This is a genomic window from Citrobacter sp. TBCS-15, assembly GCF_005280815.1.
Classification (GTDB): Bacteria; Pseudomonadota; Gammaproteobacteria; order Enterobacterales; family Enterobacteriaceae; genus Citrobacter; species Citrobacter werkmanii.
The window spans coordinates 56,975-73,383 of sequence record NZ_SZWK01000102.1; the positions used below are offsets into that span (position 1 = coordinate 56,975).

General features: G+C 51.2%; 12 protein-coding genes, 2 tRNA genes and 3 other RNA genes. 9 read left to right on the top strand and 8 right to left on the bottom strand.

Annotated elements, in window-relative coordinates:
• Positions 1–137 precede the first annotated feature (137 nt).
• From FDW96_RS06985 to narI, 5 genes are all read left to right on the top strand, one after another.
• Positions 138–1,529 (top strand): NarK family nitrate/nitrite MFS transporter, encoded by a 1,392-nt coding sequence (locus tag FDW96_RS06985; protein ID WP_042307965.1) that lies wholly within the window; start codon positions 138–140, stop codon positions 1,527–1,529.
• A 515-nt stretch (positions 1,530–2,044) separates the two neighbouring features.
• On the top strand, positions 2,045–5,788 hold the full coding sequence (locus FDW96_RS06990; protein ID WP_137365418.1) for a nitrate reductase subunit alpha: 3,744 nt from the start codon (positions 2,045–2,047) through the stop codon (positions 5,786–5,788).
• Positions 5,785–7,323 (top strand): nitrate reductase subunit beta, encoded by a 1,539-nt coding sequence (gene narH / locus FDW96_RS06995; RefSeq protein WP_061381228.1) that lies wholly within the window; start codon positions 5,785–5,787, stop codon positions 7,321–7,323. Before FDW96_RS06990 ends, narH begins: the two co-directional genes overlap by 4 nt.
• The gene (narJ, locus tag FDW96_RS07000) at positions 7,320–8,030 is read left to right on the top strand and encodes a nitrate reductase molybdenum cofactor assembly chaperone (protein ID WP_137365419.1); all 711 of its coding nucleotides are present in this window, start codon (positions 7,320–7,322) and stop codon (positions 8,028–8,030) included. The genes narH and narJ overlap by 4 nt, the downstream gene beginning before the upstream one ends.
• On the top strand, positions 8,030–8,707 hold the full coding sequence (gene narI, locus FDW96_RS07005) for a respiratory nitrate reductase subunit gamma (RefSeq protein ID WP_038641116.1): 678 nt from the start codon (positions 8,030–8,032) through the stop codon (positions 8,705–8,707). Before narJ ends, narI begins: the two co-directional genes overlap by 1 nt.
• A 211-nt stretch (positions 8,708–8,918) precedes the next feature.
• Here narI and FDW96_RS07010 read toward each other — a convergent pair.
• The 7 genes from FDW96_RS07010 to FDW96_RS07040 form a co-directional block, all read right to left on the bottom strand.
• Positions 8,919–9,049, bottom strand: a non-coding RNA gene (locus FDW96_RS07010) — RtT sRNA.
• A 45-nt stretch (positions 9,050–9,094) separates the two neighbouring features.
• A non-coding RNA gene (locus FDW96_RS07015) (RtT sRNA) lies at positions 9,095–9,226 on the bottom strand.
• Between the two features lie 45 nt (positions 9,227–9,271).
• Positions 9,272–9,356 (bottom strand) — tRNA-Tyr (locus tag FDW96_RS07020).
• A gap of 36 nt (positions 9,357–9,392) precedes the next feature.
• A tRNA-Tyr gene (locus FDW96_RS07025) sits at positions 9,393–9,477 on the bottom strand.
• 33 nt (positions 9,478–9,510) lie between these two features.
• A non-coding RNA gene (locus FDW96_RS07030) (RtT sRNA) lies at positions 9,511–9,648 on the bottom strand.
• A 167-nt stretch (positions 9,649–9,815) separates the two neighbouring features.
• Complete coding sequence (gene purU / locus FDW96_RS07035; RefSeq protein ID WP_003020737.1) at positions 9,816–10,658, bottom strand: formyltetrahydrofolate deformylase; 843 nt, start codon at positions 10,656–10,658, stop codon at positions 9,816–9,818.
• Between the two features lie 55 nt (positions 10,659–10,713).
• Positions 10,714–11,169 carry a YchJ family protein gene (locus FDW96_RS07040; protein ID WP_042308037.1) on the bottom strand — a complete coding sequence of 152 codons (456 nt, stop codon included), beginning with the start codon at positions 11,167–11,169 and terminating at the stop codon, positions 10,714–10,716.
• A gap of 111 nt (positions 11,170–11,280) precedes the next feature.
• On the opposite strand from FDW96_RS07040, the gene rssA reads away from it, so the two are divergent.
• The 3 genes from rssA to galU all read left to right on the top strand — a co-directional run bounded on the left by rssA (position 11,281) and on the right by galU (position 14,408).
• Complete coding sequence (rssA, locus tag FDW96_RS07045) at positions 11,281–12,192, top strand: patatin-like phospholipase RssA (RefSeq protein WP_061381231.1); 912 nt, start codon at positions 11,281–11,283, stop codon at positions 12,190–12,192.
• Between the two features lie 89 nt (positions 12,193–12,281).
• On the top strand, positions 12,282–13,295 hold the full coding sequence (rssB, locus tag FDW96_RS07050; protein ID WP_137365420.1) for a two-component system response regulator RssB: 1,014 nt from the start codon (positions 12,282–12,284) through the stop codon (positions 13,293–13,295).
• A 204-nt stretch (positions 13,296–13,499) separates the two neighbouring features.
• Entirely contained in the window at positions 13,500–14,408 is a 909-nt protein-coding gene (gene galU, locus FDW96_RS07055) for a UTP--glucose-1-phosphate uridylyltransferase GalU (RefSeq protein ID WP_038641107.1), read from the top strand.
• Positions 14,409–14,545: 137 nt separating this feature from the next.
• Here the strand turns inward: galU and hns are convergent, their stop codons facing one another.
• Positions 14,546–14,959: a histone-like nucleoid-structuring protein H-NS gene (gene hns / locus FDW96_RS07060; protein WP_003020723.1), complete on the bottom strand. Its 414-nt coding sequence runs from the start codon at positions 14,957–14,959 to the stop codon at positions 14,546–14,548.
• A 629-nt stretch (positions 14,960–15,588) separates the two neighbouring features.
• Here hns and tdk point away from each other — a divergent pair.
• Positions 15,589–16,206 carry a thymidine kinase gene (gene tdk / locus FDW96_RS07065; protein ID WP_042308040.1) on the top strand — a complete coding sequence of 206 codons (618 nt, stop codon included), beginning with the start codon at positions 15,589–15,591 and terminating at the stop codon, positions 16,204–16,206.
• The last annotated feature ends 203 nt before the right edge of the window (positions 16,207–16,409 follow it).

A 16,409-nucleotide genomic window follows, 5' to 3' on the forward strand; every position in this document is an offset into this window, starting at 1 on the left:
CCGAAGTAATGTACTCATTTAGGGTGATGACAAATTTTAGGCATGAATAATGACACCTTTTCCTTTGATTTATATCAACTTACCTCCAGCTGTAAACCCTAAGGTTGCAGGCATCGAAACAAGTATCAGAGGTGTCTATGAGTCACTCATCTGCCCCGGAAAGGGCATCTGGAGCTGTAATTACAGAATGGCGGCCGGAAGATCCTGTCTTCTGGCAACAGCGTGGTCAACGAATCGCCAGCCGTAACCTGTGGATTTCCGTCCCTTGCTTACTGCTGGCGTTTTGCGTGTGGATGTTATTTAGCGCCGTGGCGGTGAACTTACCGAAAGTTGGCTTTAATTTCACCACGGAGCAATTGTTCATGTTGACGGCGTTGCCGTCGGTTTCCGGCGCGCTGCTGCGTGTGCCGTACTCCTTTATGGTTCCCCTGTTTGGTGGACGTCGCTGGACAGCATTCAGCACCGGCATCCTGATCATCCCATGCGTATGGTTAGGTTTTGCGGTGCAGGATACCACCACGCCATTTAGTACCTTTATTATTATCTCCTTGCTGTGCGGTTTTGCCGGTGCGAACTTTGCATCAAGCATGGCGAATATCAGCTTCTTCTTTCCAAAACAAAAACAGGGCGGTGCACTGGGTCTGAACGGTGGTCTGGGCAATATGGGTGTCAGCGTAATGCAGTTGGTTGCTCCGCTGGTGGTCTCACTGTCAATCTTTGCTGCATTTGGTAGCCACGGGGTTGAACAACCGGATGGTACGCAATTGTATCTGGCGAACGCCGCATGGATTTGGGTTCCGTTCCTGGCTGTGCTGACGCTGGCTGCATGGTTTGGTATGAACGAACTGGCAACCTCAAAAGCGTCACTGAAAGCGCAATTGCCGGTGCTTAAACGCGGGCACCTGTGGATCATGAGCCTGCTGTATCTGGCAACCTTCGGTTCATTTATCGGCTTCTCAGCCGGTTTCGCGATGCTGTCAAAAACGCAGTTTCCTGAGGTACAGATCCTGCATTACGCCTTTTTTGGCCCGCTGATTGGCGCGCTGGCGCGTTCCGCTGGCGGTGCAATTTCTGACCGTCTGGGCGGAACTCGCGTGACGCTGGTGAACTTTGTGCTGATGGCTCTCTTTAGTGCCTTGCTGTTCCTGACGCTGCCAACTAATGGCGTAGGGGGCAACTTTACCGCTTTCTTCGCGGTGTTCCTGGCGTTGTTCCTGACGGCCGGTCTGGGCAGTGGTTCAACCTTCCAGATGATCTCCGTTATCTTCCGCAAGCTGACGATGGACAGAGTGAAAGCGGAAGGCGGGTCAGAAGAGAAGGCGATGCGTGAAGCGGCAACCGACACTGCGGCAGCGCTCGGTTTTATCTCAGCCATTGGCGCGATTGGCGGCTTCTTTATCCCCAAAGCATTTGGTACTTCCCTGGCGTTAACGGGATCACCTGTTGATGCGATGAAAGTCTTTGTGATCTTCTATGTCGCCTGCGTGGTTATCACCTGGGCGGTGTACGGACGTCATTCTAAAAAGTAAAAAAGTGGTATACACAAAATCATTCGAATTGCATCAAGGCGGCAAGTGAGAAATCCCCAGGAGCTTACTGAAGTAAGTGACTGGGGAGAACGAGCGCAGCCAACGCAGAAGCAGTTTGAAGGATGAAGTGTAGGTTGATTATCCATTGCGCGGCGTTAGACCGCGCTTTTTTTTGCTCTGAATTAGTTACAACATACTTATATATAAACTCACGACGAAAGTCTGTGAAAACGGTGCTGATAATATGCCTGGCAGGGGGGATACCCCTTAATACCCACTTATAAAGAATTTAACATTTGTATGAAAAGTGAATTTGAAAAAGTTATTTAAATTCATGATGTTAATTTGTTTTCTGATATCCCACTTAGGGGGTATGTGAAAATTTACCCTCATTTTTCATCCCTGCCTGCCTTGATCGTTATCAATTCTCACGCCCTTTCAGAGCGTTACCTTCGCTCTCAATCAAGCAATGTCGATTTATCAGAGAGCCGTCAGGCTCCTACAGGAGAAAACCGATGAGTAAATTCCTGGACCGGTTTCGCTACTTCAAGCAGAAGGGCGAAACCTTTGCCGATGGGCACGGCCAGCTTCTCAATACCAACAGGGACTGGGAGGATGGATATCGCCAGCGTTGGCAGCATGACAAAGTCGTGCGTTCAACCCATGGTGTAAACTGCACCGGTTCATGCAGCTGGAAAATCTATGTGAAAAATGGTCTGGTGACCTGGGAAACCCAGCAAACTGACTACCCACGCACCCGTCCAGATATGCCAAACCACGAGCCTCGCGGCTGCCCGCGTGGTGCGAGCTATTCCTGGTATCTCTACAGCGCTAACCGTCTGAAATACCCGCTGATGCGCAAACGTCTGATGAAGATGTGGCGAGAAGCAAAAAGACTGCACAGCGATCCGGTAGATGCATGGGCATCCATCATCGAAGACGCCGACAAAGCAAAAAGCTTCAAACAAGCGCGTGGTCGTGGTGGATTTGTTCGTTCTTCCTGGCAGGAAGTGAATGAACTGATTGCTGCATCTAACGTTTACACTATCAAAACCTATGGCCCTGACCGCGTTGCAGGCTTCTCTCCGATTCCGGCGATGTCGATGGTTTCTTATGCTTCCGGCGCACGCTATATGTCGCTGATTGGTGGTACCTGCCTGAGCTTCTACGACTGGTACTGTGACCTGCCGCCGGCTTCCCCGCAAACCTGGGGCGAGCAAACCGACGTACCGGAATCTGCCGACTGGTATAACTCCAGCTACATTCTTGCATGGGGCTCTAACGTACCGCAGACCCGTACTCCGGATGCGCACTTCTTTACTGAAGTTCGCTATAAAGGAACCAAAACGGTAGCGATTACTCCGGACTACGCGGAAATCGCCAAACTGTGCGACCTGTGGCTGGCGCCAAAGCAAGGGACCGATGCGGCGATGGCAATGGCGATGGGCCACGTCATGCTGCGTGAGTTCCACCTCGATAATCCGAGCCAGTACTTCACCGACTACGTTCGTCGTTATACCGATATGCCAATGCTGGTGATGCTCGAAGAGCGCGACGGCTATTATGCTGCTGGTCGTATGCTGCGTGCAGCGGATCTGGTTGACTCTCTGGGCCAGGAAAATAACCCGGAATGGAAAACCGTCGCTATCAACAGCAATGGTGAAATGGTTGCGCCAAACGGTTCAATTGGTTTCCGTTGGGGTGAAAAAGGCAAATGGAACCTCGAGCAGCGCGACGGCTTGTCGGGTGATGAAACCGAACTACAGCTCAGTCTGCTGGGTAGCCAGGATGACATCGCGGAAGTCGGCTTCCCGTATTTTGGTGGCGAAGGTACCGAACATTTCAATAAAGTTGAACTGGAAAACATTCTGCTGCACAAATTGCCGGTTAAACGTCTGCAACTTGCCGACGGTTCTACCGCGCTGGTGACGACCGTTTACGATCTGACCATGGCCAACTACGGTCTGGAACGTGGTCTGAACGATGAAAACTGTGCAACCAGCTACGATGACCTGAAAGCGTATACGCCGGCATGGGCAGAAAAAATTACCGGTGTATCGCGCGCTCAAATCGTGCGCATCGCCCGCGAATTTGCGGATAACGCCGATAAAACGCACGGCCGTTCGATGATTATCGTCGGTGCGGGTCTGAACCACTGGTACCACCTCGATATGAACTATCGCGGCCTGATCAATATGCTGGTGTTCTGCGGCTGTATCGGCCAGAGCGGTGGCGGTTGGGCCCACTATGTCGGGCAGGAAAAACTGCGCCCGCAAACCGGCTGGCAGCCGCTGGCGTTTGCGCTGGACTGGCAGCGTCCGCCTCGTCATATGAACAGCACCTCTTACTTCTATAACCACTCCAGCCAATGGCGCTATGAGACGGTTACCGCACAGGAATTGCTGTCCCCGATGGCAGACAAATCCCGTTACAGCGGTCATTTGATTGACTTTAACGTTCGCTCTGAACGTATGGGGTGGTTACCGTCTGCACCGCAGTTAGGGACTAACCCGTTGCGTATCGCTGAAGAAGCGCAGAAAGCCGGCATGACGCCGGTGGACTACACCGTGAAATCTCTGAAAGACGGTTCTCTTCGCTTTGCGGCGGAACAGCCGGAAAACGGCAAAAACCATCCGCGTAACCTGTTTATCTGGCGTTCCAACCTGCTCGGATCTTCCGGTAAGGGCCACGAGTACATGCTGAAGTACCTGCTGGGTACTGAACACGGTATTCAGGGGAAAGATCTCGGCCAGCAGAGCGGCGTGAAGCCAGAAGAAGTGGAATGGCAGGACAACGGACTGGACGGCAAGCTGGATCTGGTGGTGACGCTGGACTTCCGTCTGTCGAGTACCTGTCTGTATTCCGATATCGTGCTGCCGACCGCAACCTGGTATGAAAAAGACGACATGAATACCTCGGATATGCATCCGTTTATTCATCCGTTGTCTGCCGCCGTTGACCCGGCCTGGGAATCGAAGAGCGACTGGGAAATCTATAAAGCCATCGCGAAGAAATTCTCTGAAGTGTGCGTGGGCCACCTCGGTAAAGAAACTGACGTTGTTACGCTGCCGATTCAGCACGATTCCGCCGCTGAGCTGGCGCAGCCGCTGGACGTGAAGGACTGGAAAAAAGGTGAGTGCGACCTGATTCCTGGCGTTACCGCGCCGCACATCATGACCGTAGAGCGTGATTATCCGGCAACCTATGAACGCTTTACCTCCATCGGCCCGCTGATGGAAAAAATCGGTAACGGCGGGAAAGGGATTGCCTGGAATACCCAGAGCGAAATGGATCTGCTGCGTAAGCTCAACTACACCAAGGCTGAAGGTCCGGCGAAAGGCCAGCCCTGGCTTAATACCGCAATTGATGCCGCCGAGATGATCCTCACCCTGGCGCCGGAAACTAACGGTCAGGTAGCCGTTAAAGCCTGGGCAGCGCTGAGTGAATTTACCGGTCGTGACCATACGCATCTGGCGCTGAATAAAGAAGACGAAAAAATTCGTTTCCGCGATATACAGGCGCAGCCGCGCAAAATTATCTCCAGCCCGACATGGTCAGGCCTGGAAGATGAACATGTGTCTTATAACGCCGGTTATACCAACGTTCATGAGCTGATCCCATGGCGTACGCTGTCTGGTCGCCAGCAGTTGTATCAGGATCACCAGTGGATGCGTGATTTCGGTGAAAGCCTGCTGGTTTACCGTCCGCCAATCGATACCCGTTCAGTGAAAGCGGTGATCGGCGAGAAGTCTAACGGTAACCCGGAAAAAGCGCTCAACTTCCTGACACCGCACCAGAAATGGGGTATCCACTCCACCTACAGCGACAACTTGCTGATGCTGACGCTGTCACGTGGTGGTCCGATTGTGTGGATGAGCGAAGTCGATGCGAAAGACCTGGGAATCGAAGATAACGACTGGATCGAAGTCTTCAACAGCAACGGCGCGCTGACGGCGCGTGCAGTTGTCAGCCAGCGTGTACCGGCCGGGATGACCATGATGTACCACGCGCAGGAACGTATCGTTAACCTGCCGGGTTCAGAAATTACCCAGCAGCGCGGCGGGATCCACAACTCGGTGACCCGTATTACGCCGAAACCGACCCATATGATCGGCGGCTATGCGCAGCTGGCCTACGGCTTTAACTACTACGGTACCGTCGGTTCAAACCGTGATGAGTTCGTGGTTGTACGTAAGATGAAGAACATTAACTGGTTGGATGGCGAAGGCAATGACCAGGTACAGGAGAGCGTAAAATGAAAATTCGTTCACAAGTCGGCATGGTGCTGAATCTCGATAAGTGCATCGGCTGCCACACCTGTTCAGTGACCTGTAAAAACGTCTGGACCAGCCGTGAAGGTATGGAATACGCCTGGTTCAATAACGTGGAAAGTAAGCCTGGCGTCGGTTTCCCGAATGACTGGGAAAATCAGGAAAAATGGAAGGGCGGCTGGATCCGTAAAATCAACGGTAAACTGCAACCGCGCATGGGTAACCGTGCGCTGCTGCTGGGAAAAATCTTTGCTAACCCGCATCTACCGGGTATGGATGACTACTACGAGCCGTTTGATTTCGACTATCAGAATCTGCACACCGCGCCGGAAGGCAGCAAAGCGCAGCCGATTGCCCGTCCGCGCTCGTTGATTACCGGTCAGCGGATGGACAAAATTACCAGCGGTCCGAACTGGGAGGAAATTCTGGGCGGCGAATTCGAAAAACGCGCCAAAGACCAGAACTTCGAAAACATGCAGAAGGCGATGTACGGCCAGTTCGAAAACACCTTCATGATGTACCTGCCGCGCCTGTGTGAGCATTGCCTTAACCCGGCGTGTGTGGCGACCTGCCCAAGCGGTGCTATCTACAAGCGTGAAGAAGATGGCATCGTGCTGATCGACCAGGACAAGTGCCGCGGCTGGCGTATGTGCATCACCGGCTGCCCGTACAAGAAGATTTACTTCAACTGGAAGAGCGGGAAGTCCGAGAAGTGCATCTTCTGCTACCCGCGTATCGAAGCGGGTCAACCGACCGTTTGCTCCGAAACCTGTGTTGGCCGTATCCGTTATCTCGGCGTACTGCTGTATGATGCCGATGCGATCGAAAGCGCGGCCAGCACCGAGCACGAAAAAGATCTGTACCAGCGCCAACTGGACGTGTTCCTCGATCCGAACGATCCGGCAGTCATTGAACAGGCGCTAAAAGATGGTATTCCACTGAGCGTCATCGATGCTGCACAACAATCTCCGGTTTACAAAATGGCGATGGACTGGAAGCTGGCGCTGCCGCTGCATCCGGAATACCGCACGCTACCGATGGTTTGGTACGTGCCGCCTTTGTCACCGATTCAGTCTGCCGCCGACGCGGGCGAGCTTGGCAGCAACGGTATTCTGCCGGATGTAGACAGTCTGCGTATCCCGGTTCAGTACCTGGCGAACCTGTTGACCGCTGGCGACACTCAGCCGGTACTGTTGGCGCTGAAACGTATGCTGGCAATGCGTCACTACAAACGTGCGGAAACTGTTGACGGTAAAGTTGATACCCGTGCGCTGGAAGAGGTGGGCTTGAGCGAAGCGCAGGCACAGGAAATGTATCGTTACCTGGCGATTGCTAATTACGAAGATCGTTTCGTGGTACCAAGCAGCCATCGTGAACTGGCGCGTGACGCATTCCCGGAGAAAAGCGGTTGTGGCTTTACCTTCGGCGATGGTTGCCACGGTTCTGATACCAAATTCAATCTGTTCAACAGCCGCCGCATCGACGCTGTTGATGTGACCAGCAAAACGGAGCCGCACCAATGATTGAACTCGTCATTGTTTCGCGTCTGCTCGAGTACCCGGATGTTGCCTTATGGCAGCATCAGCAGGAACTTTTCGATGCACTCGCGTCATCTGAGAACCTGGAGAAAGAGGATGCCCAGACCCTGGGCGTTTTCCTGCGCGATTTAACCGCGCAGGACATGCTGGATGTACAGGCCGCTTATAGCGAACTGTTTGACCGTGGCCGTGCCACATCGCTGCTGCTGTTTGAACATGTACACGGTGAATCCCGCGATCGTGGTCAGGCGATGGTTGACCTGATGGCACAGTATGAGCAGCACGGTTTGCAGCTCGACAGCCGCGAACTTCCCGATCATCTGCCGCTGTATCTGGAATACCTTGCGCAGTTGCCGAAAAGCGAAGCGTTAGGTGGTTTACAGGATATTGCGCCGATTCTGGCTTTGCTCAGCGCTCGTTTGCAACAGCGTGAAAGCCGTTACGCGATGTTGTTCGACCTGCTGTTAAAACTGGCGAATACCGTTATCGACAGCGACAAAGTGGCTGAAAAAATTGCGGATGAAGCGCGTGATGACACCCCACAGGCACTGGATGCGGTCTGGGAAGAAGAGCAAGTGAAATTCTTCGCCGATCAGGGGTGCGGCGAGTCGGAAATCACCGCTCACCAGCGTCGTTTTGCCGGGGCCGTTGCGCCGCAGTATCTGAATATCACCACCGGAGGACAGCAATAATGCACTTCCTGAATACGTTCTTCTTTGACATCTATCCGTACATCGCGGGTTCGGTCTTTCTGATCGGCAGTTGGCTGCGTTATGACTACGGGCAATATACCTGGCGCGCGGCGTCCAGCCAGATGCTGGATCGCAAAGGGATGAACCTGGCGTCGAACCTGTTCCATATCGGGATCCTGGGAATTTTTGCCGGACACTTTCTGGGCATGCTGACGCCGCACTGGATGTATGAGGCGTGGCTACCGCTTGAAGTGAAACAAAAGATGGCCATGTTCGCGGGCGGCGCCTCAGGCGTGATGTGTCTGGTCGGCGGCGTGCTGCTGCTGAAACGTCGTTTGTTCAGCCCACGCGTTCGGGCCACCACTACCGGTGCGGATATTCTGGTGCTGTCCATTCTGGTTATCCAGTGTGCCCTTGGCCTGCTGACCATTCCGTTCTCCGCTCAGCATATGGACGGTAGCGAGATGATGAAACTGGTGAACTGGGCACAAACCGTAGTGACCTTCCACGGCGGCGCATCTGAATATCTGGATGGCGTGGCGTTTATCTTCCGTATGCACCTGGTGCTGGGTATGACGCTGTTCCTGCTGTTCCCGTTCTCGCGTCTGGTGCACATCTGGAGCGTTCCAGTTGAATACCTGACCCGCAAATACCAGATCGTTCGTGCGCGTCACTAAGCGGTTATCTGTGTAAGATAAGACCCTGCTCCGGCGGGGTTTTTTTATGCCTGTTTGCCGGATGGCGGCGTAACCGCCTTATCCGGCCTACGCAGGCGTCAGCTCTCTGTATGCCTGATAAGCGCAGCGCATCAGGCCTATTGCGGGCACGTATCAAGGGCAGAATATAGGGCATTGCAGTTGGATTGGGTGTTGATGCTTTATGAAGTAATGGTGGTGGGGGAAGGATGACTCAGCGCTGTGCGCTTCGCCCTTCGGGTCGTTGCCTGCGGCAACGCTTTCTCGCTGACGCTCGAATCGAACCTTAGTCGAAGATTCTCATCCTTCCAGCATGGGCAGAATATAGGGCATTACAGTTAAATTGGGGGTTGATGCTTTATGAAGTGATGGTGGTGGGGGAAGGATGACTCAGCGCTGCGCGCTTCGCCCTTCGGGTCGTTGCCTGCGGCAACGCTTTCTCGCTGACGCTCGAATCGAACCTTAATCGAAGCTTCTCATCCTTCCCGCATAGGCAGAATATAGTGCAGTAAGGTTTGATTTTGCTGAAGTGCGACAGGGAAATGATGGTGGTGGGGGAAGGATTCGAACCTTCGAAGTCGATGACGGCAGATTTACAGTCTGCTCCCTTTGGCCGCTCGGGAACCCCACCACGGGTATACTAATTTTATGAATCTACAGGAATGAATGGTGGTGGGGGAAGGATTCGAACCTTCGAAGTCGATGACGGCAGATTTACAGTCTGCTCCCTTTGGCCGCTCGGGAACCCCACCACAGGGTAAATTCATTATGCTGCTTGCATTCTATAGCGGTAAGGATTATTCGGAGCTAAAGCTCCTCACCCTTCGGGCCGTTGCCTGCGGCAACGTTCTCTCACTATCGCTCGAGTCGAACCTTGAAGTCGATGACGGCAGATTTGCAGTCAGCTCCCTTATGATCGCTCGGGAACCCCACCACGGGGTAATGCTAATTACTGGCCTGCTTCCTTTGGAAGCGGGGCGCATCATATCAGATGATGCGCCCCTGTAAAGTATTCCGTTGATAAAAAAGAACTGGTTGCCTGATTTTTACGCGTTAAGATGTAAAGGTAACCAATTATATTATCAATCGATTACAGAATGATCGTTCGGTTACCGTAAACAAAAACGCGTTGAGCCAGAACCTGATACAGCGCGCGGCTTAATACATTTTTTTCAACGTCACGGCCGGCACGCATCATGTCTTCTGCGGTGTAGGTGTGATCAACGTGAATTACGTCCTGCATAATGATAGGGCCTTCATCCAGGTTATCATTCACATAGTGGGCCGTTGCGCCAATGATCTTCACCCCGCGCTCGTAAGCCTGGTGGTATGGGCGAGCGCCAATAAACGCCGGCAGGAATGAATGGTGAATATTGATAATCTTATTCGGGAAGCGTGAAACAAAGGTCGGCGTCAGAACGCGCATATATTTTGCCAGCACAACATAGTCCGGTTGGTGTGCGTCGATAGCATCGGCCATTTTCTGATCATGTTCATCGCGGGTTAAACCCTCGTGGCTAACCAGCTCAAACGGAATATCAAAGCGCTCAACCAAAGGACGCAGCGTCTCGTGGTTGCCGATCACCGCAGCGATTTCAACATCCAGTCCGCCATAATTCGCTTTCATTAACAGATCGCCCAGGCAATGTGCTTCCTTGGTGACCAAAATGACGATACGGCGGCGTCCTGCTGGCGTTAATTCACGAATAGATCCTTCGGGTAGGGCACTATCCAGATCGGCAAGCAGCGTGACGTCGTTAAAAATGCCCTCCAGTTCGGTACGCATAAAAAAGCGCCCGGTACGGTGGTCCACGAACTCATTGTTCTGCACGATATTCAGTTCATGCTTGTAACAGATATTTGTAATGCGTGCGATCAGACCTTTTTGGTCCGGGCAAATAGTACGCAGCACTTTTCGTTGTAATGAATGCATTTGCAGCGGTGATCCTGTTGAGAATGTTTGCAAAATTGATACTGTCGGGCGTTGATTAGCCGCAGCACTTCTTAAATTTTTTACCCGAGCCACAAGGGCAGGTGTCGTTTCGTCCAATTTGAGGGCGTGTACCGTCTATATAGTACCACTGACCGTTTTCTTTTAAAAAACGAGAGCGTTCAATAATGGCGCCAGTTTTTCCCTGTTCAGAAAACCGCGCGACAAAACTGACGTAGCCGATATTTTCTGAATCTACCGTCTGTTGCTCAAAAACGGTCAGTCCCAGCCATTCGGTATGCGTAAATCCTGCGATAATGTCGTCACGAAACGCAGCGGCATGGCAGTCCGCATGCCAGGTCTTGATAAGGTAATCTGCGTCTTTCATCACAAAAGCGCAGTAACGAGAACGCATGAGGTGTGACGGCGTAGGTGCTACTTGCGCGCCGGACACATAACGGTAGCAACATAGGCTATACTCGACAGCGCTACCACAGGGACAAAGCTGAGACACAAAGTACTCCCTGGAATAAAAAAACGGCGTAAAAACGCCACGGTGGCACTATGTTAACTGAGCGGTAGCGATGTTGCTACGTCTGCAAGCCAGGGGAAGTTTGTACGTACAATGAGAAAAATTAAAATTGGGCTGGCGCTAGGTTCCGGCGCTGCGCGCGGCTGGTCGCATATTGGCGTAATTAAAGCCCTTAAGCATATGGGGATTGATGTAGATATTGTGGCAGGGTGCTCCATTGGTTCGCTGGTTGGCGCGGCCTACGCCTGCAATAAATTGCCTGCACTCGAACAGTGGGTTTGTTCATTCAGTTATTGGGACGTCTTACGCCTGATGGATCTCTCGTGGCGCAGGGGAGGACTATTGCGCGGAGAACGGGTGTTCAACCAGTACCGTAATGTCATGCCGGTAGAATCGATTGAACAATGCACACGCCGCTTTGCAACTGTTGCAACCAATTTAAGTACGGGCCGGGAACTCTGGTTCACCGAAGGTGATTTGCACTTGGCTGTCCGGGCATCCTGCAGTATTCCTGGTCTGATGTCCCCCGTAGCGCATAATGGCTACTGGTTGGTCGATGGCGCGGTGGTGAATCCCGTGCCCGTTTCCCTGACGCGTGCGCTGGGCGCCGATATCGTTATTGCGGTCGATCTGCAACACGATGCGCACCTGATGCAGCAAGATTTACTCTCCTTCAACGTCAGTAGCGATGCTGAATCAGGTGATGGCGCTGACGAACTCTCATGGCATGGCCGTCTGAAAGAGCGTCTGAGCAACATTACGGCGAGGCGGACAGTGACCGCGCCGACGGCGATGGAGATCATGACGACCTCTATTCAGGTTCTGGAAAACCGTCTGAAACGTAACCGTATGGCTGGCGACCCGCCTGATATCCTGATTCAGCCGTTTTGTCCGCAAATATCCACGCTGGATTTCCACCGCGCCAGTGCAGCAATTGCTGCCGGGCAGTTGGCGGTTGAGAAGAAAATGGATGAGCTTCTACCTCTGGTGAAGACCAACGTCTAGGCACTTTTTATCAATACTTAAGTTAAATCTGACAGGCGTGAGTAGCAATAGCATGCCACTATTTATTAAAGCCAGTCAGGGGGGAGAATATGACGCAGCCATTGGTCGGAAAACAGATTCTTATCGTTGAGGATGAGCCGGTATTCCGCTCACTCATGGACTCATGGTTTTCCTCTTTGGGAGCGACAACAGCGGTGGCCGGCGATGGGCTTGAAGCACTGGACTTACTAGGTCACTTTACGCCTGACTTAATGATCTGCGATCTGGCTATGCCGCGAATGAACGGTCTTAAACTGGTTGAGTATTTACGCAATCGGGGCGATCAAACGCCGATACTGGTGATTTCAGCGACGGAAAACATGTCTGATATAGCCAAAGCGCTGCGACTCGGTGTCGACGACGTTCTTCTGAAACCGGTGAAGGATCTTAATCGCCTGCGAGAAACGGTTTTTGCGTGCCTGTATCCTAATATGTTCAATTCACGGGTTGAAGAAGAAGAGCGGCTGTTTCGCGACTGGGATGCCATGGTGGACGATCCTGCTGCTGCAGCTAAGCTGCTGCAGGAGTTACAGCCTCCTGTATCGCAAGTGATTTCACAATGTCGCGTAAACTATCGGCAATTGGTTGCCGCCGATCAACCGGGACTGGTGCTGGATATTGCGCCGCTGTCGGATCACGACCTTGCTTTTTATTGTCTGGATGTCACGCGGGCAGGGGATAATGGCGTGCTGGCCGCATTATTACTGCGAGCCTTATTTAACGGCTTGCTGCAGGAGCAGCTGACGCAACAAAATCAGCGGTTGCCAGAGTTAGGTGCGTTATTGAAACAGGTGAACCATTTGCTGCGTCAGGCTAATTTACCCGGCCAGTTTCCTTTGCTGGTAGGGTATTACCACAGCGGGTTAAAAAACCTGATTCTGGTATCAGCAGGACTGAATGCGACATTAAATACGGGTTCCCATCAGGTACAAATCAGCAATGGCGTACCGCTGGGAACGCTCGGCAATACCTATCTTAATCAGTTGAGCCAGCGCTGCGAGTCATGGCAGTGCCAAATTTGGGGGGCGGGTGGTCGCCTGCGCCTGATGTTGTCTGCGGAATGAACAATTGAGCGGGGGAGGAATGAAATTGCTTCACTTCCCTCATGCTGCGAGTGCTACTATCAGCGCCAGATTTATTCGTATTTGTCTTAATTATACCGACGTGCGTCCTTTTCAGACCAGAGGCTTACCGCTGTACTGATATACTTGGATGCGATACAGATTGATGAACACGTTCAATACATGAACAGTCCAGGAGAGTTTTAAATGGCTGCTATTAATTCAAAAGTCAAAAAGGCCGTTATCCCGGTTGCGGGATTAGGAACCAGGATGTTACCGGCTACGAAGGCAATCCCGAAAGAGATGCTACCGTTGGTTGATAAGCCATTAATTCAGTACGTGGTAAACGAATGTATTGCTGCGGGTATCACTGAAATTGTACTTGTAACTCACTCGTCTAAAAATTCCATTGAAAACCACTTTGATACCAGCTTTGAGCTAGAAGCTATGCTGGAAAAACGTGTAAAACGTCAGCTTCTGGAAGAAGTGCAATCTATTTGTCCACCGCATGTCACTATTATGCAGGTACGTCAGGGACTGGCTAAAGGTCTGGGACACGCAGTATTGTGCGCGCACCCGGTTGTTGGCGATGAACCGGTTGCGGTTATCCTGCCAGACGTAATTCTGGATGAATACGAATCAGATTTATCCCGCGAAAACCTGGCCGAAATGATTCATCGTTTTGATGAAACTGGCAGCAGCCAGATTATGGTTGAACCCGTAGAAGATGTTACCGCTTATGGCGTAGTGGATTGTAAAGGCGTTGAATTAGCGCCGGGCGAAAGCGTGCCGATGGTTGGCGTTGTTGAAAAGCCGAAAGCTAATGTAGCGCCGTCTAATTTGGCGGTTGTGGGTCGTTATGTTCTCAGTGCGGATATCTGGCCTCTGCTGGCAAAAACGCCTCCGGGAGCGGGCGACGAAATTCAGCTGACTGACGCTATCGATATGCTGATTGAAAAAGAAACGGTTGAAGCCTATCACATGAAGGGCAAAAGCCATGACTGCGGTAATAAGCTGGGCTATATGCAGGCGTTCGTTGAATATGGTATTCGCCATAATACCCTCGGCGCTGAATTTAAGGCCTGGCTGGAAGAAGAGATGGGTATTAAGAAGTAACCACCAGTAATTATCAGGTCAGAACGGTGCTGTTAATCCAGCGCCGTTTTTTTATACCTAATCCGGGTAGGGGCTATGCGAAGTACAGGTAAAAAAAATCCCGCCAGCGGCGGGATTTTAAGCAAACTATTTCTGAATTATTCCTTGATCAGGAAATCGTCCAGTTGCTTACCTTGTTCTTCCATCGCTTTTTTGATCACAGCCGGTGTACGACCCTGGCCAGTCCAGGTTTTAGTTTCACCGTTTTCGTCAACATAGCTATATTTAGCCGGACGCGCAGCGCGTTTAGCTTTGGTGCCAGATTTAACAGCAGCCATGCTATTCAACAGTTCGTTCGGATCAATGCCGTCAGCAATCAGCATTTCACGATATTGTTGCAGTTTACGAGTACGTTCTTCAACTTCAGCAGCGGCAGCGCTTTCTTCTTCACGACGCTCGCTAACTACAACTTCTAATTTTTCCAGCATTTCTTCAAGCGTTTCCAGAGTACATTCTCTTGCCTGCGCACGAAGAGTACGGATGTTGTTCAGAATTTTAAGTGCTTCGCTCATTGTAGTAATCTCAAACTTATATTGGGGGTGGTTTGTTGAGCTAATAATAGAGCGATAATTTCAGTTGTGCAATAGCCAGGAATGTAAGGAATTCAAAATTGCGCTTTATTTAGTATCAGAATTAATTCCTCTGTCTTAAATTCTCAGCGATGTTGGGCATAAAAAAGGCTTATTGGTGGGGGGGCTTCTCAACGGCTGAGAGTAAAAATTCAAGATTCAGGTCACATTTTATCGTGTGCAAATAGTATCACTTTGCAGTGATTTCAACCTTTTGTATTAGTTTTGCTTACGTGAATTCGCTATTAGATGGCGGCAGTGGAGAGATTCAATAACAATAAGGGAACGGTTTCTTAATTGTCGACGCTTGATAAGCGAGACTGATAAATTTCATGAGCACTATTTGTGAAAGAATGTGTATATACGGTACGGCTCCGGCTGTTTGGGCTAAGACGCCGCGCTATCATACTCCCACCCATAAAGGGCACCTGCATTTTCTGGTTATTAAGGCGGCACTGAGCGAGTCAGTACGCGCCTTTATACGTCTTTCGGGACAACGCTGCACCGACATGTTCGTGAAATATGATACAATCCAGCCCATATTTATTTCCCCAGATGAGGGTCTACGGTCAATGGCACAGCTATATTTTTACTATTCTGCAATGAATGCCGGTAAGTCGACTGCATTGCTGCAATCTTCGTACAATTATCAAGAGCGTGGAATGCGCGCTGTTGTATATACAGCGGAAATTGATGACCGTTTTGGCACTGGAAAAGTAAGTTCACGTATAGGTCTGTCGTCACCTGCAAAATTGTTTAACCAAAATTCATCATTGTTCGAAGAGATTCGCGCCGACAATGAGCAGCAAAGAATTCACTGCGTACTGGTTGATGAGTCTCAGTTTCTGACGCGACAACAGGTTTATGAATTATCTGAAGTTGTCGATCGGCTGGATATTCCCGTGTTGTGTTACGGCTTACGCACCGATTTTCGTGGTGAGCTATTCGGCGGCAGTGAATACCTGCTTGCATGGTCAGATAAGCTGGTTGAATTAAAAACTATTTGCTTCTGTGGCCGTAAGGCCAGCATGGTGTTACGTCTTGATCAGGCAGGAAGACCGTTTAACGAGGGCGAGCAGGTGGTTATAGGCGGAAACGAGCGCTATGTGTCGGTATGCCGTAAGCATTATAAGCAGGCGCAGTCTGAAGGCTCTCTGACGGCAATACAAGAACGACACAGCCACGATTAACCCTATGCGCTTCTGGGCGCTTATAAGTACAGGGTAGGCACAACTATTCATACGAGTTCTCTACCCTGTCACACGCTCTTCTGACGCTATTCTGGCTTCTTCCCTGCATGTAATCTTCATCAGGCCATATCTCGCAAGTGGCCGAGTCAGGTATTACCTCATTTTTATAGCGTAAGGCACAAAAAAAACGGTCCCGAAAAGGG